Source organism: Paenibacillus vietnamensis, assembly GCF_020169515.1.
Lineage (GTDB): Bacteria > Bacillota > Bacilli > Paenibacillales > Paenibacillaceae > Pristimantibacillus > Pristimantibacillus vietnamensis.
On sequence record NZ_JAHMHW010000008.1, the window covers coordinates 107,053 to 130,654 of the forward strand.

Here is a 23,602-nt window from a genome sequence, read left to right on the forward strand (position 1 = left end):
GAATGCAGCAGGAAACAGGCCAAGCGATTTGGCTGTCGAACATGGAGCAAGATACGGCCGATTTGGCGAGCAAGCTGGCGGGCTGGGCGCAGCCTGGCGACCTGATCGCGCTGGACGGCGATTTGGGGGCCGGCAAAACCAGATTCTCGCAAGCCTTTGCCGCGGCAATCGGTGTACAGGGCATTGTAAACAGCCCTACTTTTACGATCATTAAGGAATACGAAGGGGACAAACTTCCCTTTTATCATATGGATGTATACCGCCTTTCACTCGATGAAGCGGACGAGCTGGGATTAGACGATTATTTTTACGGAGACGGCGTCACCATCGTCGAATGGGCTAGTTTGATTAGCGAGCTGCTTCCGGACGAGAGGCTGGAGCTGCACATCGAGCACCTCGGCGGCGACAGCCGTCGAATTGCCGTTACCGGCTACGGCGAGCGGTATGCGGGCTGGTGCAGGGCACTGAGCGGGATAGGAGCGGGCGAATGAAAACTGAACGGAAGCATGGACAGCCGGGGCCAATTTTGGCGCTGGATACGGCTACGGCATCGATGGCCGCAGCAATTATCGACGAAAGCGGGGTGCTGGCGGAAATTCAATCGCTGGCCGAACGGAACCATTCGGTTCACGTCGTTTCGCATGTGAAGGAGATGCTGGCGTCAAGCGGAATTAAGGACAGTGAGCTTGCGGCGATCGCCGTCGGCAGCGGTCCCGGTTCTTATACGGGGATGCGAATCGCGGTGGCGGTTGCCAAGACGCTGGCATGGGTGTGGGAAAAGCCGCTGGTTGGCGTATCCAGCCTGGAGGCGATCGCTTACGGCGCTTGGCATCATGTCTCACTTGAAGAAGAGAAGACGGCTGCTGAATGGATATCGGGCGGCGAGCATTGGGTCATTCCGATTATGGACGCCAGACGCGGCCAGGTGTATACGTCGGCCTTCTCGATGTCGGATGGCGGCGAATGGACCCGCTGGGCCGACGATGGCGTACGTCTGATGAACGGCTGGGTCGAAAAACTGGCGGAGCGGCTGAGTGCGGGCGGAAGCAGCGCCGTTCGGAGCATTACCATCGCGGGCGATCTGACGCTGCACGAAGCGGAGGCGCAGCGGCTCAAGGCGCTCGCGGAAGCTTCCGGCACGACGGTCAGGCTGCAGCCTTTCGTTCAGGAGGGCCGCTGGATCGCGGAGCTCGGACGCAAGAAGCTGGAGGCGGGCCAAACCGAGAACCCTCATACGTTTATACCAAACTATACGCAGCTGACCGAGGCGGAAGTCATTTGGAAGGCGAAGCAAGCGGGTGAAGCAGAACGATGACGATAGATGTAAGCAAGCTTTCGTACCGGTCCATGACGATAGCCGATATTCCCGCGGTAGTGGAGATTGAACGGGAGGCGTTCACCAGTCCATGGTCGCCGGATGCGTTCACCAATGAGCTGCTGAACAATCTGTTCGCGCGGTATACGGTCATGGAGATCGACGGGGAAATTGCCGGCTACGGCGGGATGTGGATTATTATGGACGAGGCTCATGTAACGAATATCGCGGTCCGGGCGGATTTCCGCGGCCGGGGGCTCGGCAACCGGCTGCTGCTGGAGCTTCAGCGTACGGCGGTGTCGTACGGCTCGGCCAAAATGACGCTGGAGGTACGGGTATCGAACGAGGTGGCCCAGCGGCTGTACCGCAAGTTCGGCTTCGAGCCTGCCGGGATCAGGCCCGGCTATTACTCGGACAACCAGGAGGACGCTCTGATTATGTGGGCGGAGCTGGACCCCGCGGAGCTGGAGGCAAGGGAGCAATGAACGTGAATCAGTCATCAGTAACTTCTGGCGGAAATTTTTCCGATGAGATTATTTTGGCCATCGAGACGAGCTGCGACGAAACGTCGGCGGCCGTTATCCGCGGCGGCAAGCATATATTATCGAACGTGGTGTCGAGCCAGATCGAGATTCATGAACGGTTTGGCGGCGTCGTGCCGGAGATCGCTTCCCGCAAGCATGTGGAATCGATTACGCTTATTATCGAGCAGGCGGTCAAGGAAGCGGGTGTGGGCCTTCGGGATTTATCGGCGATTGCGGTCACGGAAGGACCCGGGCTCGTAGGGGCGCTGCTGGTCGGCATTGTAGCCGCGAAGAGCCTGGCGATGGCGCTCGGCATTCCGCTGATCGGGACGCATCATATCGCCGGACATATTTACGCCAATGAGCTTGTGCAGGATATCGTCTACCCGAGCCTTGCGCTCGTCGTATCGGGCGGGCATACCGAGCTGGTGCTGCTGGAGCGCGAAGGCGCGTTCCGCATTTTGGGACGAACGAGGGACGACGCCGTGGGCGAAGCTTACGATAAGGTGGCCAGGGCGCTGAAGCTGCCGTATCCGGGCGGACCTCATATCGACAGGCTGGCTTCCGAATCGCAGGAGGAGATTGTTCTTCCGCGTGCCTGGCTTGAGGCGGACAGCTACGATTTCAGCTTCAGCGGCCTGAAGTCGGCCGTGCTGGCAGCGATTAACCAGCACCGGATGAAGGGGCTGGAGCTGAACGAAGGGGCGCTGGCGCGGGGCTTTCAGCAGTCGGTTATTGAGGTGCTGGTGTCAAAAGCGCTGCGGGCCGCCAAACAATCCGGCGCCAGGCAGCTGCTGCTATGCGGCGGCGTAGCGGCCAATCGCGGCCTGCGCGCAGCTTTGACGGAGAGCTGCAGTGCCGCAGGTATACCGCTGCTCATTCCGCCGAATTCGTTGTGTACGGACAATGCTGCGATGATCGGCGCGGCCGCATTTTTGAAGCTGAAGCGGGGGCAATTCAGCGGCCTCGATCTGAAGGGCGATCCGGGATTGTCGCTGGAGAAATGGTCGGTTAACTCGTAGCGACCTCAAATAATTTTTAATTTGGAATTGACAGACTATTTGCAGACGCCTATAATAAGCAACAATACTTCAAATCTTATATGCTGCAAACGCAAGGAACAGGAACAGTAAAGCTTAACCGGGAAGCTGGCTGCATAGCTTGGTGATTACGATCATCGGCATGTGGACGGCGCAAGAGAACTGCGGGACGGTGCAACGCAGTCGAAGGTGGCTTGAAGCTCGCCTGGGAGCGGAACGATGGAAGAAGCTCGGGCAATCGCCGGTTGGCGGTCCGCTGAGGCAAGTACATTGTTACGGTTAACCTCCGTAATCGGGTGCATGTGCGTTGGCATCCGGAGCCAGCCATATGCCTAAGGTGGGCGTCCTCGTTTGCGAACGTATAGGAGGTCAACAAGGGTGGTACCGCGCGGGTCATAATAGCCTGTCGTCTCTTGAATTCAAGAGGCGGCAGGCTTTTCTTGTTGTCGTTGAAGTTGTGGAAGCATTCATGGTGTCTGGCAAAACGAAGATCCAAGGATAAACGGCTTACGCCGTCCTTTGGACGAGCGCGTTTACCGTAGCGGAATCGGCAATGTATAAAGTGAAAACTAATACTGTTTGATGTAGGAACATATAAAGCAAAACGCAAGGAACAGGAGCAGTAGAACAGTAAGCCGCCAAAACGCGACGGTTGGGGTTCAACGGAAGGCGAACTCACCGGATTCGTACAGAGAGCTGCGGGACGGTGCGACGCAGCGGGGCTTTGGTTCGAATCTCGCCTGGGAGCGGACCGGTGGAAACGGCATGCGAAGCAGCCGGACTACATCGATACGGCTGGCCGCCGTCATCGGGCCTCGAGCGGGTTCGGACCCGCGGCAGCAAGACCCTGCGGCTAACACGCATCGGCAGCTGCTGCAGCAAGGTCCGGCCAATTAGAGTGGTACCACGGCTGCCCAAGGCGCGTCGTCTCTTTCAAGGAGACGGCGCGTTTTTTTATATTCGAGGAGGTAGAAGAACATGACAAACGAAATGAAAAAAATTCAAATATTCGATACGACTTTAAGAGACGGCGAGCAATCGCCCGGCGCTTCCATCGATCCGGAACGCAAAATCATCATTGCCCGCCAGCTCGGCAAGCTGGGCATCGACGTGATCGAGCCGGGATTTCCGGTATCGAGCCCGGGTGAATTCGCAGCTGTGCAGCAAATTTCGCGGGAGCTGCAGCATGTGGAAATCGCCGGCTTCGCTCGGGCGGTGAAGGGGGATATCGACGCTGCGGTGAAAGCGACGCAGGATGCGGCCCGCAGACGTCTGCACCTGTTTATTTCCTCCTCCGACATCCATCTGAATCACCAGCTTCGCAAATCCCGCGACGAGGTCGTTCAAATCGCCCGGGAAATGGTCGCTTACGGCAAGCAGTTCGTGGATGAAATCGAGTTTTCCGCGATGGACTCCACGCGTTCCGGCCGAGATTTCGTCATTCAGCTGGTGGAGGCTGTAATTGCCGAAGGAGCTACCGTTATCAATCTCCCGGATACGCTGGGCTATGCGATGCCGGAGGAGATGAGCGAATTGTTCCGTTACGTTCGAAGCCGCGCGAGAGGCGGAGAGCGCGTCAGATACAGCGCCCACTGCCATAACGATTTGGGGCTCGCGGTGGCCAACAGCCTGGCTGCCATCCATGGGGGCGCAACGCAGATTGAGGTTACGGTGAACGGGATCGGGGAAAGGGCGGGCAACTGCTCGCTGGAGGAGCTGGTCATGGCCATCGAGACCCGCAAGGACGCGATGCAGGCATCGACGAATATCCGAATCGGGGAAATTTATGAGACGTCGCGTCTGGTCAGCCGCGCCATGCATTTTCCGATTGCCTTCAACAAGCCGATCGTCGGCCGCAACGCGTTCCAGCATGAGTCGGGCATCCATCAGGACGGCTTGCTTAAAAACCGAAGCACTTATGAAATCATGGACCCGGAAGCGATGGGCATATCGCGCAGCATGATTATTTTGGGCAAGCATTCCGGACGGCATGCCATCAAGCATCGGCTGGCGGAATACGGCGTCCATGTCGCCGAAGCACAGATGGAGGATGTGTATAACAAGTTTAAGGAAACGGCCGACGCCCAGAAAATCGTCAGCGACAACGAGCTGATCCGGATTGCCGGCGAGCTGACGCAAACTCAGCCGGATCCTTACGTTCTTACCGATCTGTACGTCCATGCAGGTACGCAGCGTTCCCGTACGGCGACCGTTACGATCCGCGACGAGCATGGGATGGAGCAGACCTTTGCAGCTGTTGGCGACGGCCCGCTGGAAGCGGTCATTCATGCTATTCAGCAAGCCATTCCGGTAGCGGCCGAATTCGAGGACTTGGAACTGCATTCCTTATCCACAGGAGAAGATGCGCACGGAGAGGCCGTTGTCAGCATTATCCATGAGAAGCAGCGCTTCCGCGGAACGTCGATCCACAGCGACATCGTTCTGGCTGCAGCTGAGGCTTATGTCGCAGCCTGCAATCAAGCGGTCATGACTTCGGGCAGCCGGTCTGTCCAGGCTTCTGTTCAATAAGCGTTGTCAATCAAATGAAATAGGAAGGCAGGCATGGAGGATAGAACCTCTGTGCCTGTTTTTGTTTGCCGCTTTATATACGAAGGATTGTGGAGTAAAGCTGGTTCGATTGCCAATATTAGTGTTGTGCACAAAGTTATCCACATTTCCCCAACCGAATGTTAGCAAATTGTTAAAACGCTTGATTAGACTGGGTTTACGATTGCTTCAAATAAATCGTTAATGGGGGATATCTTTAACCTGCTTAAATTGTGGATAATGTTTATAATGTGGATACTTCTTTTGTCTTGTATGATTTTGGTCCTACGATTCGACGAAAGCCGCGGTATTACTGCCAGCTTGTCCTGGTACCATCGACAGAATTGGCTAACAATTTATTCAGGTATGTGGATATGTCTGTGTATAAATGTGAATAAGCCAAAAGCTCCTGTACAATCCACGTTTGTTAATATCATCCACAGGGTTGCGCTTTCATTGCGGTCGCGCAAAAAAATTGCGTGAATTACAAATCATGTTTTCGGTGAAATTGATGAGGCTTTGCGTTATCGTAAAAACATGCTCAATTCTGTAACCTAACCTATCACCTATAGATGATTTGCTAATGAGACGCTTAAGCGTGAATGGAGGATAACCCAATAATGGATAAGCATACAGTCATTCAGGTAAGCTCAATCAGCAAGTATTATGGTGCAAATAAAGCGGTCGATCAAATTTCCTTCCACGTGAAGGAAGGGGAAATTTTCGGCATTATCGGTACGAACGGGGCAGGCAAGACGACGCTGCTGGAAATGCTGATGGGACTGCGCAAGCCGGACAGCGGTACGATTAAAGTGCTGGGCGTCGATGCGTCGCGCGACGCTGAGAGCTTGAAGGAAGATATCGGCATTCATTTGCAAAGCACGTCCCTCGTGGACAAAATGAGCGTACGCGAGGCGATGGAACTGTTCCAGGCCTTTTATAAACGGAAGAACGACCTGGACGCTATCATAGATCTGTTCGGTCTGGCATCCTACTCCAATAAAGTAGTGAAGCGGTTATCGGGCGGCTGGAGGCAGCGTGCAGCCCTGGCGATTGCGCTTGTTAACGATCCGAAAATCATATTTCTCGACGAACCTACTACTGGGCTCGATCCGCAGGCCAAAAAGGATTATTGGTCCTTGATCCGCCAATTAAAGCAGCAAGGGAAAACGATCGTAATGGCGTCGCATGATATGGAAGAAGTGCAGCGCAACTGCGACCGCGTGTGCGTGCTGCGCAAAGGCGAATTCGTAGTTTGCGACAAACCGCTGACGCTTATTTCCGAGCTGCCGGGAGGCGGCATGACGATGGAAGGCGTGTATATGCATTATGCGGTAGACGCGAGAGAGGCGTATTCGTTTTCGGGGAATCATTTTGTCTGACGTATAATTGTTCAGCCTATGTACCTCAAGGAGGGCTTTTAAGTCCATGGATCATGATGATTGCAGCGAAAGTCCGTCGGCAAGGCGCAGAAGGATTGTTGAAAAAAGAATGGAGATGATAGCACAGCTAGTGAATAAAATAAGCGAGGGGGAAAATAAGGAACAAGAGAGCAAAGAAGTGAACAGAAGCAAAAAGGTAAATAAACGCAGAGAGCTTTCGGATTACCGGAAGCTGGGCCCGCTCATAAACATCATTCACCGAATGTTTTTGTAACTATTTTCATAGTATACTAGATGGAAAAGTTGAACAATTCGGAGGATGGATCGTGAACGATTGGATTCCATTAATAGGACAACAAATGCGCGAGCAGGTATCATGCTGGTTTACGGCAGAGCCTCTTGCGCGTTTTTCTGAGCGGTATATAGAAGAAAAGCTGCGCGAGTCCGTCAAGTTCGGTCAGTTGACCGTGCTGCATTACAGGATGTTCGGCGGAGCCGGTCACGAGGTGTACAAAGCGGCGGCTGCGGTGGAGCTGTTTATATTGGCATCGGATATTTTGGACGATTTGCAGGATCGGGATGCGCCGGATAAGCCATGGATGCAGGCGCCTGACGCCGTTTCCCTGCATGTGGCCTGTTCGCTGCTTACGCTGTCTCAGCAAGTAATGCTGAACAGCACGGGGGACGACCGGATACGGATCGGTCTGCTGGAAATGATGAATAGGCAGCTGCTGCAAGCGGCGAACGGCCAAATGCTCGATCTTATGAATGATGCGTATGACGAGCAGGAATATATAGATACGGTTAAGCAAAAATCGGCCGCGCTCCTTATTTTTGCATGTCAAACGGGCGTCTTGCTGGCCGGTCATCCATGGAATGAAGGCGTCGAGGAGTACGCAATGGAAATAGGCATCGCGGCGCAATTGAAAAACGATGTCAGGGATATGCTGCGCTGGGACGACAAGAGCGACTTTCTGCAAAAGAAGAAAACGCTGATTACCTTGTTTCTGCTGGAAAGTCTGGCCGAGGAAGACCTGTGGATCAAGGATTATTACGAAGGGCGATTGTCGAAAGATGACATCGCAGACAAGCAGGACTGCTTTGTCCAGGCATGCGAACGGACGGGCGCCAGCCTATACGGCTCCGTTATGAGCCGAATGCATTATAACCGTTTTGTTGAGCTGCTGGAGTCGTTTCAGGAAGAAGGACCTTGGAAGGATATGTTTTTGCACATTTTAAGACAAGAAATTGCATAAAGACAAACCGCGCAAAAGCGATTTCGGTAAATACGAATCATTTTTGCGTTTGCTGTCGATTCGTTTCCTGTTATAGTAGTATAGTAAGTATTTTTTACTATTTTTATAGGAAGCGGAGGAGTTACAATGTTAAAAGAAACGATTCGTCAATTGGCAAGCAGCACGGAGAAACTGTCCATGGCTATGGGTGGACAACTGCAGGTTGCAGGAATTTCCGCTGCGGAGAAAAAAGCTCTTCTTGATTCGCTAAGCAACAAAAACGACAAAAACATCGCATATGCTATGTGGGGCTAACACATAAAACAAATTGAGGGGAAGAGGAAGGCATGAGAGCTACTTTACTGAACCGATTCATCACAATCCTCTTCCTGGTTTTGTTCCTATCGACCCTCGTATATTTGACTGCCGTCATCGTGCGGATCCCATCGATCGGCGCCGTCCTTGTCAAAGGGCCGGAAGAGCAATATTTCGTTAAGTCCGTTGAGCCTGCCGGACAAGCCGTCATTAAAGGGATACGTCCAGGGGATCAAATTCTGGAGGTCAACGGAAAGCCGGTAAGCGAATTTGAAAACGTTATTAAGTACAATACAATCGAATACGCGGATCATGTGCTCCTCTTGCATAAGAATAATGAAAGACAAGAAATCTATTTTCCGAAAGGCTGGACCGGAGAGCACTCTCTTTGGGAGCTGCTGCTTCAGCTTTATATTCCTGGCATTTCGCTTGTCATTTTTTGCGCGTTCTCGGCATTTTTGTATGTGAAGCGCCGGAATGACAAGGCTGTCATTATCCTCATTCTCTTTTTTATTTCTATTGGAATCAGCTATTACAGCTCGGCCGCGTCCTATAGGAGCGATCCTGTCGGCAACACGGTCATTTACCTGGTGCTGCCGATGATACCTTTGCTGTTCATGAGCTTCATGAACAATTATTTGCAGCGCTTCGAGGTCCAATTTATCGGCAGGAAGACGCTTAGCGTCTTGTTCGGGTTATTCGGCACCGTTGGCGCGGTAAGCGTGCTGTATATTTGGACGAACCTGTTTACGATCCGAATCTATGACTATATCGTGATAGCCTTTAGCAGCATCGTGCTAATAGGCAATTTAGTGTGCGTATATAAGCTGATACAGAAATTTATCCAGTACCGCCGCAAGAAGCTGCAGTCTTTGTTTACCATTACTCTGATCTCGCATCTGGTTGCGTTCATGCCGTTTGCGACGATGAATCTACTACCTCAAATATTCGGGGAAAGGCAGCTGCTGCCTGCAGCCTTTACGGCGCTTTTTCTATTCGTTCTTCCGATCGTTTATTTTTATTTATCGACCTCGAATCAATTATTCGATATCGACTTCATTTTAACGAGATTCAAATATTATACGGCGTTGGCCCTTGTTCCTTCCGTTATCGTATCGGCTTTTGTCGCTTTTTTCATTTTGGGGGAGAATAGTCCGTCATGGTCCTTGTGGTTTGGCATCTTTTTTGTCATCTACATCGGGATGACGTTGTTTTTATATGCGAAGGAGCAGATCGATCAGCGCTTCCGGCCTAAGCTTTTTAAAGCCATGTACAGCTACCAGGACAGCTTGGACCGTTTCTCCCGGAAGATTGCGCGGGTGATGAAGCAGGCCGATTTGGAAGCCGTGCTGAAGCAGGAGATTAGCGAGCTCCTTCCCGTAAACCGGATCATGTTTTTGCTTGTCGAGCTGTCGGAAAATACGGTTTATCCGATGGGCGATCACCCGGAGGAGCTGATTACGGCCGAGTTTTTGCTCGGGACGGTCAATTCGCTCCAGGTTGGCGAACTAATCGAGCTGCCGTACGGGCTCGGACTTGTTATCGGGCGCCAGCGCACGCGCTACCATATTTTGTGGATCGGCATGAAAACGAACCATACGAGATTCAATTCGGACGAGCTGCGCTGGTTAAAGACGATGTCCAATTATGCCAGCATCGTATTCGAGAATCTATACCTGATTGAAGGCTTAATCGAGGATTTGGAATCGGAGGTTCGCAAAGAGCATTCTACCTCTCCATGGGTACTCCGATTGTTATTCTGTCTGTCGGAGAACGAAAGGCGAAAGCTGGCTGCGGATTTGCATGATTCCGCACTGCAGGACCAGCTGCTGTGGTACCGCAAGCTTGAAACGATTATGATGGATCATCCCTTGTCCGACAAGCTTGAGCACGAGCTGGAGGATATTAAGGAAGGTTTGCTGGACGTCATTCACCAGATCAGGGAAACCTGCAACGAGCTCAGGCCGCCGCTCTTGAAGGAAATGGGCGTCGTGGAAGCCGTGGAGTCCATCATTGAACATACGCAGATGCGCGTCAATTTCGACGTCGAGTTCCGGGCGCAGCCGTTTTTGCGCCCGCTTAACGAGGAGCAGATAACGGCGATTTACCGGATCGTGCAGGAGCTGCTGCGGAATGCCGATAAGCATTCGCACGCCAAGCTGATTAAGCTTGAGCTGGAGCAGCGGAAAGGAACGATTTATTTCCGTTATCAGGACGATGGAGTCGGGATGGACGTGAATCAGATGATCGTTTCGTTCGAGCATATGGGACTATCGGGCATCAAGGAACGGGTAACAGGACTTGAAGGGGACATCACCTTTAATTCCGAGCGCGGCAAAGGCTTGGAGGTTGTTATATTGCTGCCTGAAATGATAACAGCGGGCCGGGCGGAAAGGGGAATTACGCGTGATTCGTATCTTATTAGTTGACGATCACCCTTCGGTAGGCGAAGGGACTAAAACGATGATCGAGCAGGATAACGAGATGGCGGTTACCGTTGTGCTTACCGCAGTGGAAGCGCTGGATAAGGTGCAAGCGGAGCCGTTTGACTTGATTTTATGCGATTTGAATATGCCGGGCATCAGCGGCCTGGAGCTGACGAGACGTTTAATCCAGCAGGATCCGGAGCGCAGAGTTCTTATCTATTCAGGCTATGAAATCGGCTCCCATTTCAACCTGCTCATTGAATCCGGCGCATCCGGCTTTATTTCCAAAACGGTGTCGAGGGAGCAACTCCATAATGCAATCCGTTGCGCGATGCGCGGCGATGCGGTCATCCCAATCACCTTATTAAAACAATTAAGAAGGCATGAAGTGACGATAGGCCGCTCGGAGGTTTCCGTTGAGGACGTCTCGATTACCGAGAGGGAACAGACCATCTTGCATGAGGTGGCGACGGGAATCAGTAACAAGGAGCTGGCGATCAAGCTCCATGCGAGCCAGCGGAATGTGGAATACCAGCTGTCGCGGATTTTTGACAAGCTGAATGTCCGCTCCCGTTCGGAGGCGATCAGGGAAGCTCAGCGTTTAGGGCTAATCAGTCTCGAGCAATATTAGAGGATTGGATATGGCACCGGCCATATCTCCGAGATAGAACGGCAGGATCAAGGTTAGCAGCCTTGGCCTGTCGTTTTTTTTTATTACAAAATACGAAGATCTGAAAAAAGCAGCAGATACGTCTTAAAAAACTTCATTTTTGTTTTCGGATAGATATTTATAATGAATAGCAGAATGATCCGGATATTAAAAGAAAGGGTTGTTCTCGTTCTTTTATACTATCAAACAAGGAGGAGCTTCATGACACGCAAAGCTGCATTGCATTTCAGAGATTCATGGAAGCGGATAATGGCGGTAATTGTTGCGGTGAGTATAGTTGCAGCGCTTATGCCGATTGGCGCAGCTTCGGCTGCGGCTGCGGATAATGGCGGGGCCGTCAGCACGGGTTATACTGTCGAAATAAATGAAACCGTTACCAACGGATTCACCCATCCGGGAGTCGGAGTAACAAAAGCGATACTCGAAAATATGAGAGATCAGGTGCTGGCCCAGAAGGAACCGTGGTATTCCTATTACAAGGCGATGACCGTATCCGGTACGGCGTCAAAAACGGTTACCTCCAGCAACCAGAGTACGACGGATCCGGCCAAGCCGGCGAGCGATGCTTTTGACAGCCAGGGCTTCAATTCGAGATTTATAGCCGATGGATTGAAAGCGTATACCCAGTCGCTTATGTACTATATCACCGGCGATGAGGTGTACCGGGCGAATGCGATGAGCATCATCCGTATTTGGTCCCAGATGGACCCTGCGAAATACAAGTATTTTACCGATGCGCATATTCATACGGGCATTCCGCTTAACAGGATGGTTACTGCGGCGGAAATTTTGAGGTATTCCACTTCTCAAACGGAAGCTCTCAAATGGACGGATAGGGATACGGCCGATTTTACGAACAATTTGATTAATCCGGTTATTGAAACCTTTCAGCATGATAACAACCAATTTATGAACCAGCATAACTATCCGCTGCTCGGAGCGATGGCAGGGTATATATTTACCAACAACAGAGAGAGGTATAACGAGGCTGTCGAATGGGCCACTGTGAATAAGACGGCCAGCAATCAGGGCTTTAACGGTTCTATTAAGCAATTGTTCCGATTGGTCGACACTAACGCGGAGACGGGCGAGAAATTGGACACACCGGTCGTGCAGCACGTGGAGATGGGACGGGACCAGGCGCATGGGGCAGGAGATATAACGAACTCGGCGATTTTATCGCGTATGTTCATTGCTCAGGGGACCAAGGTCGACCCGGTGGAGGGGACCGTTTCTACCCGGGACAATGCCGTAGGTTATTACGAGTTTCTGGACGATCGGGTTTTAGCGGCCGCCGACTTTTTTTGGAAATATATGCTTGGTTATGATACGCCGTGGGTGCCGGTTCCGTTTTCTATTTTTCCTGACGGATCGGTGAGAGGCATCTATTCCAAGTTTTCGGACTCGTATAGAGGACGGATGAATACGGCTTTATTTTGGGATATGTACTACTATTACACCTACAAAAAGGGGATCAACGTTGCGGAGAAAGCTCCGTATTTCTATGAAGCTTTCACCAAAAAAATCCCGTCCAATTATTATTACCAAGGGACGCTAAGGCAAGCATGGGAAAGTCCGGACGGCGGCGGAGACTTCTGGATCTACATTCCGAAGGAAGCGGAGTCTGAAGGCGGGAAGTATGTTCCCAAAGAACAGACCACCGATGCGCTGGTCGAAATAGAAGACCGTTATACGGTATTTGATCAGAGCACGGCTGCCATTCAAGAGGGAGGTACCTCTTATTTGCGGACAAAAGCAACGCCAGAAGGAAGCATATTTGTGCTGCATAATTTGTCCTATGCGAGTCGTACCGGTTCCCGACTCATCGGAATCAAGTTTCGGACGAACGGAACGGCTGTCCTGGAGCTGAGCAAGGAAATCGGTTCGGCGCCTTATCATACGTTGACGCTGCCGGATACGAATGGTGAGTGGAAATACATGACTTACGACATGGGAATCGACCATGTTACCTACGGTCAGCTGGACGGCGACTATAGTCTCCTGTATATGAAAGTGAAAGGCGAAGGCACGACGGTGGATCTTGATCACCTGAATGTAAAAGCCGGCGAACAGCTGACTCCTCCTGTATTTAAAGCGGGAGCTTCGGATTTGAACATTTTTGCATACGTTGGGGCGCCAGTGAGCCTGGATTTCTCCGCCAGCGATTCCGGTCAGGAAAATGTCGTTTACGAGATTGCGAACATGCCGCAGGGCGCTGTACTTCAAGAGGGCAGCGGCGCATTTTCCTGGCAGCCGGCGCAAGCCGGAACGTATTCATTGATCGTTCAGGCTTCAGACGGCACGACGGTGACAACCAAAAATGTCAAAATCGTTGTAAGCGGGGACCGTACATCGGCCGTACAGGCAGCGACAGCGCTGTATGATCCGAACACGCTTTACGTAACGGCATCGCTTAAGCAGTTTAAATCCGTGTACGAGGACACGATGAATCAGATTGAAGCTGCGACGAATGAAGCTTTTTATCAGCAATTGTTAGCTTTGCGAAAGGCGGCCGAAGAGCTTCAATTGTTGACGCCTGTTTTCAAGGCTGACGGCAGCATGGATTATCCGAGCCTGGTCACATCCACCTTTGGCAACGCAATTTCGCTCCTTGCGGATGGCAACGATAATACGTTCCCGGTTTATTCGCTGGCGCCGTATCCGAATTTGTACCATATTCTCGATTTTGGGCTTGATTATAAGATTTCGGCCGATGCGTTTGCTTTTGAGGGGAGAATGAATTTTGTTGACCGGATGGCCGGCTCGACGGTATTCGGTTCGAATGACGGGGAAAACTGGACGCGGCTTACACCGGGACAAACGGCGTTTACCGACGGCATAGCAAGGCTTGAAGTAGACGCTGCGTACAAAAATGCCCAATTCCGGTATATTAAAATTCAAATGATTGATCCGCAGCCCGATGCTCTTCGCGGTCAAGTACAAAATTTGCTCGAGCTGGGCGAATTCAGAATTTTTGGCGAGCGTCATGAGACGAATAACAAGCTGGAGTCCGTATCGCTCGGCTCGGAGCAGAGCGTCAATGGCAGAATCGTGTTGGGCCAAACGGCAAAGCTGACCATTAAAGCAAAAGAACCGATCCAAAATGTAAAGGTCAGCATTCAAGGTCAGGATGCAGTGGTGAGCACACAGGACAATATCAATTGGACGGCTGTGGCGACGATGAATGAGAACGTCCAAATGGGGGCAATCAAGTTTTCGGCCGACTATAAGTCAAATGACGGAACCGCAGGAGACACGGTATACACCACGACCGATAACACCAAGCTGTATCTTGCCGACGAGTCGGATTTGATCGGCAATGTGACCGGTATCGCTAACTTAATCGACTCCACTTCGGGAAGATCGGCGGCAGAAACATTAAAGCAGGTCAATTATCTGTTTGATAACAAACCCAATACGAATTCCGATTTCCGGGTAAACGGCGGCGGAGCGGGCGGCTATATTATCTTCGATTTCAAAGATGGCAATGAAGCCGTTCTATCGAGCGTAGAGCTGCTTGCAAGACAAGACCAATATTTCACTAGAATTAGGGGCACAGTGATCCAAGGATCAAACGATTTGACGAGCTGGACGACTCTGTCTGCGGCGGCGGCTTCAACGGCGGATTGGCAGCGCTTTGCCATCAGCTCCAAAGCACCGTACCGTTATATCCGGATTTACAATCCGAATACGTGGTTCGGCAATATGGCGGAATTGAAGCTGCATGGGGAAGTGAAAGCGGCAGATCTGACACCGCCTGCCGATGCCGCTTTCGCAGCGGATGTTACTTCGCCGACGAACGGCGATGTTACCGTAACGATCAGTTATCCCGGCGACGCGGCAATAAAAGAGTACAAACTGGGAGCAGAAGGAGAATGGACGCCATACACCTCTCCGGTCGCGGTTAAAGACAATGGCACCATTTTTGCAAGAGGGACGGATGCCGCAGGAAATGTGTCGAACGTAACCAGTTATGCAGTAAGCAACATTGATAAAACAGCGCCGGAGCTATCCGTCGAGCTGAACCGGACGTCGATTTGGCCGGCGAATCATAAAATGGTGACGGTCCATGCCGTGCTGAAAGCAAGCGATGCCGGATCGGGCATTGAATCCGTGGTGCTAACGTCCATTACGTGCAATGAACCAGATAGCGGTAAAGGGGACATAGAGGCCGAACTCGGTACAGCAGCCGATTCCTTCAGCTTGCGTGCTGAACAATCGCGCATCTATACCATTACGTATACGGCAACCGATAAAGCGGGCAACGAGACGGATGTATCCGTTACCGTTACCGTGCCTCATGATCAATCCGAATAATAGGAAGCAAAAATGGCGGTGCCAAGGGATTATCCTTGCACCGCCTATTTTTTGCTTTCACCTACGCCTCTTGATTCGGGTTCCAGCCTTTCAGCACGTTGCTGACCGTCCACGATTCCGCCTGCTCATCCGTCAACTGTCGGCGCGTGTCCGCAGCGGCGGCGCCGGGACCGCTGCTGTTGTATTCATAGAACCGGGCATCCGCCGCAGAGAAACCTGACATGTCGGTCCAGCCGATCGGGTTGATATGAGCGCCCATCTCGCAGTTCATATAAACGACGCTTGCGATGGCATCCGGGTTGCCGCCAGGGTGCCACGGACGTCCCAGCCAGACTGTGCCCGCGGCGGCATTGCTCGTCAGCTTGCTGTTCAGGAACAAATAACCGTAAGGCTCCGTTATCATTGTGCTTGCCGCCGTAATGTAGCCGTTATTGGTTGAGGAACCGCGGTCAAGCGAATGGATCGTGCACTCCTCGAATACCGCGCGCGAGCCGCCGAAGATGAAATCCACATCGCCTTCGATATAGCACTGGTAGAAGTACTGCGTTCCGCCGTTCGTAAGCAGCGTATCCTGATTGCCGATGAAGCGGACGTTCTCGAAGCGCTGCCGTTCGCCGCGGACATTCAGCGCCACCGCTTGCTTATTGCCTGCGTTTACGGAAGCTTCATCAAAAGAATTTTCTATCGTCATATTTTTCGCGATAAAATCGTTTCCGTTTACGAACATGCTGGCACTTCCGCTTGTACCGTAAGTACCGCCGGCCGGACGTTCCCTGCCCGAATAATTGTCATACGTGATGACCGTATCTTCGGATGATTCTCCAATCATGCTAATGAACGGCTTATTGGCAGGTACCGTAACGACTTGTTTATAAATGCCTTTCTTGACCAAAATGTTGACCCGCTCCGTGTTGTTCGGTTGTACGGCATCTACAGCCGCTTGTATGTCCGAATAATCGCCCGTACCGTCCTGCGCGACGGTCAATTGGCTTGGCAGCTCGCGAATTTGCCCTCTCAAGTCCTTGACCTGCTTCAGCTCTCCGGGATTCAGCTTCCTGCCTCCAGCATCCTTGGAGTTTGCAGCTGCTGCTTCTGCATAAACACGATTTGAATAATAACCGATAGTCTTCATGGTTGCGAGCAGGTTTTTGGCATAGCTTCCGCCCCATGAGTATCCGTCTCTGCGTTCTTGCTCAATTTCCTGAATGCTGTATTTAATAATACCATCGCGACCAGAAAATATTCCCTTATTCGTGCCGATTTCATAGAACCGATACCAGGAGACGGCGCTTGGGTCCTCGACAAAATAGACGCCGTTCGGATCCGCACTTACATACCGGATGCCTTCCAGCTTCACCTTATCGAACCACTGCAATGCGCCTTCGACCGACCGCTTTATTTCAGCGGTTTGATTCGGGTAAGACAACAAATAACGAATGATTCCAACCGATTCCGACCCGGAAATGGAAGGATGCTCGTAAGCCCGGGCATGCCTTGGCTCGTAAGTGATCGGATCATGCTGCGCACACCAGGCCGTTAATTGACCGTCAACATTGATCTGCGATTTCAAAATGTATTCGATGCCTTTCTCTCTTGCCTGCTCCAGCAAGTCGACCGTCTCGCCGTCGATCAAATCGGTGTCGAACGGATAACGTTTGCCGGCGATGTCATCGATTAAGTCCATCACATTAATCATCGCATTATCGTTAAAAGTGACGTAGTCGGAATAGCCGCCGCGCTGCGGATATACCTGCGGCCAGCCGCCTGTCTCGTACTGCATGGTCAATAGGAAGCCGATGCCTTTTCGTACGCTTGTTTTGAACCTCTCATCTCCCGTTGCGCGATAAACCTGCGATATAAACCGCAGTTCATTAATAGTCGAGTTGTTATCGATGGTGCCGAGCTCCGTCACGCCGTCAATACCAAGCTGCGAGGATTTTTTTTCAACCCCGTTCCAGGCTCTGTCGTAAGGCATCGCTTTTGTCCAACCGCCATGATCCATCTGCCACGATAGGAGATTTTCGGCCTTCGCGATTGCTTCATTCAGATCCCCGGCCAAGCCGCCGGCTGCCGTCTCGTTCGCAATGGTTGCATCCTCGCCTAGCTCCTCCGCCGTCTCAAACAAAAGGACAGTGTTGCCGAAACGGTTCGTTCCGGCTGCCGCTTTTTTCAGCGTCAGGTTTTTAAAAGCCGGGTTAAACGATTTCCAGGTTCCCGTAGCCTTGTTTAACACGATATCCTTATAATCGATTTCAACCAGCGGGCTGTTCAAAGTGACGGCAACAACGTTGCTTGCCACCGCATGTACGCCGACGATACTGATTTGTTCAGCACCCTCTGTTTTGGAGGAGATGGCCGTTGCGATTTCCTTCGCTTCCGCAGCGGTGACAAAATCCTTTTTGCCGAAGCCGCCTTTTGCAGACATGTACCCTTCCCGGATCGCCGCTCCAATCCCGCTGCTGCCGCTTGCCGAATCCGGAATCAAATCGAGAGCTTTGGCAATCATATTCGCCGCATCGCTGCGCAACAGCGGCTCCTCCGGATGAATCAAGCCGTCCTCTCCCGGGGCAATATAACCGGCTTCCTTTGTCGCAGCCAGCACATAGGCATCCCATTCATCCAGCGGTTTTTCCCATACGGCACCGTCCTGATCTAAGTTTTTGAACGTATCCTGCTGGACATATCCGAGCGTGTCGTTCAATAGAGACATAAAAGATATGCGGGCGATCGGTTGATCCGCCGCTAGCTCTTTGGCCAAAATGCCAAGCGTGTTCAGTTTTTTCATCAATAGGCCGCCAATGATGTCGGATACCTCAACCTCTTCCAGAACGACAGGCGCCGGTTCTTCCGTGTCCGATTGATTGAGGATTTGAAGATGGTCGATATTTGCGCCGCCGCTCGTACCGACAGCCGTCGCGCGGATTACATTGGTGCCGGCATTTAATGACGTATTCGCAGATACGGTTTTCCAGACGGCAAAATCTCCTGTAGACGGAAAGCCCAGCTGAGGCGCCACGACCGTTCCGTTCACTTTGATTTCTGCCGGGCGGTCTTCCGCGGCGCCGGATGCATAACGGAATGCAAGCGTGTAATCGCCTGCTGCCGGCACTTCGACGGTCCATTCAATCCAACCGCCGGACACATTCGGGTTAAAATCGACGAAGCCGGTGCCGGTGAAGCCAAAATGCTTGTTATCGACAATCGTACCGGAGCCTGCGGCATCCTCCGCCTCATAGATTCCGCCTTGCGCTTCTTCGGTAATTTGCGAGTTCTCCTCCGCATAACCGACGCTTGGCCAAGCTGAACTTAAGAGCGATACTGCCATCACCGAAGCCAACAGCCCGGCAGCCAATTTGGATGCCTGTCTGGTTCGATTCATGAACATTTCCCCTTCCATTCCTAATGTGTGTCATACGAAACGACACTCCGATTATATGAAAACGTTATCATTTACGTATACAATCACAGCATTGGATGAAGGGAAAACATTGGTATTCCCGGGTAAACATGATCTAAGGATTATCATCCGGGGGGATGATAATCCGGCGAATGTGCCGAATTTATAGAATAAAAGGGCCGCCCCATAAGATCAATGACCTTACGGGACAGCCCGTGTTCTTTTCGCCGTTAGCGCGAAATGAGCTTTTGCCGCCGCCGTGAAGACGGCTACAGCCGATTCATGAGACTTATCATGTATGCGTCTAAACGCTCCGCCATTAACTCATCGGTCAGACCGGTTACTCCGAGAGCCGTCCAGCCGGGATAGACGGCCGGCGGACCAAACAAAATATCGATCAGAGAGACCAGCTCCCAGTAAGGATCATATTGAAAGGAATCGCCTGCATGCTGCCTGTAGGCGGACAAGAAGGCATCGGCCGTTTCCACGCCATAGAGCAAGGCCAGATTATTCCGGCAATGGCCGATATCAACGCCTTGAGGCCCTATGCAAGCATTAACCCAATCAACGACGCCGCTTAATCTGCCGTTATGCCACAGCACATTGTTCGGATGATAGTCGCGGTGAATGAAGCAAGGTCTGAATGGGGGACGCGGCTGCTTGACCCGGTCGATGACCGTTTGCCACTCCTTGGGGTGCGGCGACCAATCGGGCACCTGCAATTTCGGAATATCGTTATAAGTAAAATAGCTCCATTGAAATCCGCTGCTGTCGACCGCGTGGATACGAACGAGCGCCTCGGCCATTTGGTCCAGCCAATCCTTCCGGTTCGCCGGCTCCAAAACCACGCTGCCCTCCAGCTTCGACATCAGCAGGGCAGGCAGGCCACAGGCTTCCCCGGTTGCGTCAACCGCAATGACTTCAGGCGAGGGAATGCCGGTCTTGAGCGCCAGGCGCAGGCTTGCCGCTTCGTGAAGCGGCAGGTCGGGCTCGTCTGACAGCCACTCGGCATTGTCGAATTGCCGCAGCACCACTTCCTTGACCGATTCCGGGAGCTGAAGCGTTATGCTGTGAACGCTCGTGGATATTCCGCCGTACAGCCGGTTTACGGACAGTACGCTGGCCTCGGGATGGACGGAGCGGATCATCCAGTTTAAAATACGGTCCGGAAGCGGGTGCCCGAATAACGTTGACATGACAGCTCACCTTCTTTTCGTTAGATGCTTACATGAACTGCTCCCATTCCTCATAGGCGGCCTCTAAAGCCGTTTTGCGGCTGCCGATTTCGCCCTGTAATTCCTGAATACGAATGTAATCATTGAATACGGCGGGATCGGCCAACTGCTCCTCGAGCTCGGATATTTGCTGCTCCAATGCCGCGATATCCTGCTCCAGCTGTTCGAGCTTGCGCTGCCGGGCACGCTCCTCGCGTTTGGCCTGTTTATCCGTCTCATAAGAGCTGGTTGTCGTATTGTCGGAATTAGAGGCAGCTTTGGAGGCCGATGCGGCTTGTTTAGCCAACGCTTCCAGCCTGGCCTCTTCGATTTCTTGTTTTTTCTCTACCATTTCGTCATAATTTCCCAGGAAATGCTCAGTTCCTGCAGGCTTTAGTTCGACAATGCGTTCCGCCATTTTGTTCAGGAAATAACGGTCGTGGGAAATGAAGAGCAGCGTGCCTTCATAATCCATAAGCGCCGCTTCGAGCACCTCTTTGCTGAAAAGGTCAAGATGGTTCGTCGGCTCGTCCAGAATAAGGACGTTTGCTTGAGCCAGCATCAGCTTGGCTAACGATACGCGGGCTTTCTCGCCGCCGCTTAAGGAAGAGATACGCTTTAGCACATCCTCGCCGCTGAACAGGAAATTGCCGAGCACGGTCCGGATCCGGGCTTCTTCCATGTGGGAATAGGCGCCCCATACTTCCTCCAAAACGGTATTTTGAGGATTAAGTCTCGTATGCTCCTGATCGTAGTAGCCCAGCTTCACGTGCGTACCGAACCGGATTGTACCGGCGGAAGGCTCGTATTGGCCGACGATGGCCTTCAGCAGCGTGGATTTGCCGATTCCGTTCGGTCCGATGAGCGCAACCGTTTCTCCGCGGGTCAGCTGGAACGAGACATGCTCGAACAGCGGCTTGTCGCGTCCGGAAAACGTAACCGACACATCCTGAACCTGAAGAACGTCCTTGCCCGTCATCCGCTCGATTTCAAAGGAAAAATGGGCTTTTTTTAGCTCGCCGAGCGGCTTTTCCAGACGATCCATTTTTTCCAGCGCTTTACGCCTGCTTTGTGCCCGTTTGGTCGTCGAAGCGCGGACGATATTTTGCTGCACGAACTGCTCCATCTTGGCGATTTCATCCTGCTGCTTCTCATATTGCTTCATATTAATCTCGTATTCCGCGGCCTTCAGCTCCGCGTAGCGGCTGTAGTTGCCGGTGTACCGCTTCGACGTATGACGTTCGATTTCAACGATGGTTTGAGCGAGCGCATCCAGGAAATACCGGTCATGGGACACGACAAGAATGGCGCCTGAATATCCGCGCAAATACGACTCCAGCCAGGTAAGCGTCTCGATGTCCAAATAGTTCGTCGGTTCGTCAAGCATGAGCAGGTCAGGCGCTTGCAGCAAAATCCGCGCTAAAGCAAGCCGCGTCTTCTGGCCGCCGCTTAACGTGGAAATGACGGTGTCTTGCGGGAATTGGCCGAAGCCCATGCCGTGAAGAACGCTGTTGATACGGGTATTGATTTCAAAGCCGCCCTGCTCGCGAAACCAGTCCGAGCGCTTGGAGTAGCGATCCAGCGTATCGGCATAACGTTTCTCATCCGCGTGAAGCTCGGGATCGGCGATTTTGATTTCCAGCTCGCGCAGCTCCTGCTCGGCTTCGATAAGGTGGGAGAATACGGCGCGCATCTCGGCTTCGATCGTGCGGTCCGACTGCAGGCCGCTGTTTTGGGCCAAATACCCGATTTTTGTTTCTTTTGCTTTATGGATGGTGCCGGAATCGGCGTTCATTTCGCCGGCGATAATTTTGAGCAGAGTCGATTTGCCTGCCCCGTTCACGCCGACGAGACCGATCCGCTCCCGTTCTTGAACTTGCATCGAAATATTGGATAACACGGCATTTACGCCGTAGCTTTTTGAAATATTGGAAACCTGAAGCAGCATTTCGAAACCTCCACCTAATAAATGTAAAAATGTTTAATAAACCTACTATAATAGTGTACCATAAACAAGCGCCGGCATTGGCGAAAGTTGTATAAGAGTGGTAAACTACTTGTATTGAAACAAACCGATGGGGAAGCAGAGTGAGTGCTTTGACGGAAGAAAATGTATTACTGCAAAAAGCCGGCATCCGCAAAGAGCTGGCGGGGCGCAGGGACAGCTTGTCTATGGAGCAGCGCAGCCGCTGGTCGGAGACCGTTTGCGCCAGGGCGAAGGAGCTGCTCGAAAGAAAGGCGGCCGCTTCGTTTATGGCGTATGTGTCGTTCCGCAGCGAGCTCGATTTGTCCGGGCTGATCGAATGGGGCTGGCAAACCGGCCGAACCGTCATTGTGCCGCGCTGCCATGCCGCAAACCGTTCGATGACGCTTTATCGCCTGCGCAGCTGGGAGGAGCTGAAGCCCGGAGCCTATGGCATCATGGAGCCGAATCCGGACATCGCACAGCCGCTTGAAGCGGATTATGTACCGGAAGCCGTATTCGTCCCCGGTCTGGCTTATGACCGGAGGGGCGGGCGTCTGGGCTATGGAGGCGGTTATTACGACCGATTTGCCGAATCGCTGCAGAACGCGGAGCGTACGGTGCTGTGGCTGGGGCCTGCTTTCGAGGCGCAGCTGGTGGAGCGGGTGCCGAGCGAGGGGCATGATTTGAAGGTGCAAGCGGTTATAACGGAAAGCAATGTATATGATTCGGCCGATCAGGCTGGGAAGGAGTGATGAGGTGGAGCTGACGCATTTTAACGAGCAAGGCAGGGCGCGTATGGTTGACATCACAGGCAAGGAAGTCACTTCACGGACAGCCGTAGCCCGGACGACGGTGAAGATGAACCCGGATACGCTGGCACAAATCAAGGCCGGAAAGATCGGCAAAGGCGATGTGCTGGCGGTCGCTCAGGTGGCAGCCGTAATGGCCGCCAAGAAGACGTCGGATTGGATTCCTATGTGCCATCCGCTTCCGTTAACGGGTATCGACATCGTGTTTGGAGATAATGAAGCGGACGAGCTTTATATAGAAGGCACCGTTAAGACGACGGGGAAGACCGGTGTCGAAATGGAGGCGCTCACGGCCGTATCCGCCGCCGCGCTGACGGTATATGACATGTGCAAAGCGCTGCAAAAGGATATGGTGATCGGTCCTACACACCTCGTGTCCAAAACGGGAGGAAAAAGCGGCGATTATCGGATTTCGTCAAACCCATGATCGGAATAGGGATGGGAG

17 protein-coding genes are annotated in these 23,602 nt (G+C 52.4%); 14 read left to right on the plus strand and 3 right to left on the minus strand.

Going from position 1 to position 23,602, the window contains the following annotated elements; genetic code table 11:
* Positions 1-2: 2 nt before the first annotated feature.
* The 12 genes from tsaE to KP806_RS16810 all read left to right on the plus strand — a co-directional run bounded on the left by tsaE (position 3) and on the right by KP806_RS16810 (position 15,771).
* A complete protein-coding gene (gene tsaE / locus KP806_RS16760) occupies positions 3-491 on the plus strand; it encodes a tRNA (adenosine(37)-N6)-threonylcarbamoyltransferase complex ATPase subunit type 1 TsaE (RefSeq protein WP_224724864.1) in 489 nt (162 codons plus the stop codon).
* Entirely contained in the window at positions 488-1,315 is an 828-nt protein-coding gene (gene tsaB / locus KP806_RS16765; RefSeq protein WP_224724865.1) for a tRNA (adenosine(37)-N6)-threonylcarbamoyltransferase complex dimerization subunit type 1 TsaB, read from the plus strand. The genes tsaE and tsaB overlap by 4 nt, the downstream gene beginning before the upstream one ends.
* Complete coding sequence (gene rimI, locus KP806_RS16770) at positions 1,312-1,800, plus strand: ribosomal protein S18-alanine N-acetyltransferase (RefSeq protein ID WP_224724866.1); 489 nt, start codon at positions 1,312-1,314, stop codon at positions 1,798-1,800. Before tsaB ends, rimI begins: the two co-directional genes overlap by 4 nt.
* Positions 1,797-2,861 (plus strand): tRNA (adenosine(37)-N6)-threonylcarbamoyltransferase complex transferase subunit TsaD, encoded by a 1,065-nt coding sequence (gene tsaD / locus KP806_RS16775; RefSeq protein WP_397376412.1) that lies wholly within the window; start codon positions 1,797-1,799, stop codon positions 2,859-2,861. Before rimI ends, tsaD begins: the two co-directional genes overlap by 4 nt.
* 783 nt (positions 2,862-3,644) lie before the next feature.
* The gene (locus KP806_RS27645; RefSeq protein WP_263575745.1) at positions 3,645-3,776 is read left to right on the plus strand and encodes a hypothetical protein; all 132 of its coding nucleotides are present in this window, start codon (positions 3,645-3,647) and stop codon (positions 3,774-3,776) included.
* An 81-nt stretch (positions 3,777-3,857) separates the two neighbouring features.
* Positions 3,858-5,408, plus strand: coding sequence for a 2-isopropylmalate synthase (locus tag KP806_RS16780; protein ID WP_224724868.1), 1,551 nt, complete (start codon positions 3,858-3,860; stop codon positions 5,406-5,408).
* Between the two features lie 638 nt (positions 5,409-6,046).
* Entirely contained in the window at positions 6,047-6,808 is a 762-nt protein-coding gene (locus KP806_RS16785; protein WP_224724869.1) for an ABC transporter ATP-binding protein, read from the plus strand.
* Positions 6,809-7,134: 326 nt separating this feature from the next.
* Positions 7,135-8,064: a polyprenyl synthetase family protein gene (locus KP806_RS16790; protein WP_224724870.1), complete on the plus strand. Its 930-nt coding sequence runs from the start codon at positions 7,135-7,137 to the stop codon at positions 8,062-8,064.
* A 126-nt stretch (positions 8,065-8,190) separates the two neighbouring features.
* Complete coding sequence (comX, locus tag KP806_RS16795) at positions 8,191-8,358, plus strand: competence pheromone ComX (protein WP_224724871.1); 168 nt, start codon at positions 8,191-8,193, stop codon at positions 8,356-8,358.
* A 32-nt stretch (positions 8,359-8,390) separates the two neighbouring features.
* Positions 8,391-10,787, plus strand: a complete 2,397-nt coding sequence (locus KP806_RS16800; RefSeq protein ID WP_224724872.1) for an ATP-binding protein — start codon at positions 8,391-8,393, stop codon at positions 10,785-10,787.
* Entirely contained in the window at positions 10,765-11,415 is a 651-nt protein-coding gene (locus KP806_RS16805) for a response regulator (RefSeq protein ID WP_224724873.1), read from the plus strand. Before KP806_RS16800 ends, KP806_RS16805 begins: the two co-directional genes overlap by 23 nt.
* 240 nt (positions 11,416-11,655) lie before the next feature.
* On the plus strand, positions 11,656-15,771 hold the full coding sequence (locus KP806_RS16810) for a putative Ig domain-containing protein (RefSeq protein WP_224724874.1): 4,116 nt from the start codon (positions 11,656-11,658) through the stop codon (positions 15,769-15,771).
* 61 nt (positions 15,772-15,832) lie between these two features.
* On the opposite strand, the gene pelA is transcribed toward KP806_RS16810, so the two are convergent.
* The 3 genes from pelA to abc-f all read right to left on the minus strand — a co-directional run bounded on the left by pelA (position 15,833) and on the right by abc-f (position 22,330).
* A complete protein-coding gene (gene pelA / locus KP806_RS16815) occupies positions 15,833-19,150 on the minus strand; it encodes a pectate lyase (RefSeq protein WP_224724875.1) in 3,318 nt (1,105 codons plus the stop codon).
* Between the two features lie 287 nt (positions 19,151-19,437).
* Positions 19,438-20,364 carry a phosphotransferase family protein gene (locus KP806_RS16820; RefSeq protein ID WP_224724876.1) on the minus strand — a complete coding sequence of 309 codons (927 nt, stop codon included), beginning with the start codon at positions 20,362-20,364 and terminating at the stop codon, positions 19,438-19,440.
* 28 nt (positions 20,365-20,392) lie between these two features.
* Positions 20,393-22,330 (minus strand): ribosomal protection-like ABC-F family protein, encoded by a 1,938-nt coding sequence (abc-f, locus tag KP806_RS16825; protein ID WP_224724877.1) that lies wholly within the window; start codon positions 22,328-22,330, stop codon positions 20,393-20,395.
* A gap of 140 nt (positions 22,331-22,470) precedes the next feature.
* On the opposite strand from abc-f, the gene KP806_RS16830 reads away from it, so the two are divergent.
* On the plus strand, positions 22,471-23,100 hold the full coding sequence (locus KP806_RS16830; RefSeq protein WP_224724878.1) for a 5-formyltetrahydrofolate cyclo-ligase: 630 nt from the start codon (positions 22,471-22,473) through the stop codon (positions 23,098-23,100).
* A gap of 4 nt (positions 23,101-23,104) precedes the next feature.
* Positions 23,105-23,584: a cyclic pyranopterin monophosphate synthase MoaC gene (moaC, locus tag KP806_RS16835; protein ID WP_318153659.1), complete on the plus strand. Its 480-nt coding sequence runs from the start codon at positions 23,105-23,107 to the stop codon at positions 23,582-23,584.
* Positions 23,585-23,602 lie beyond the last annotated feature (18 nt).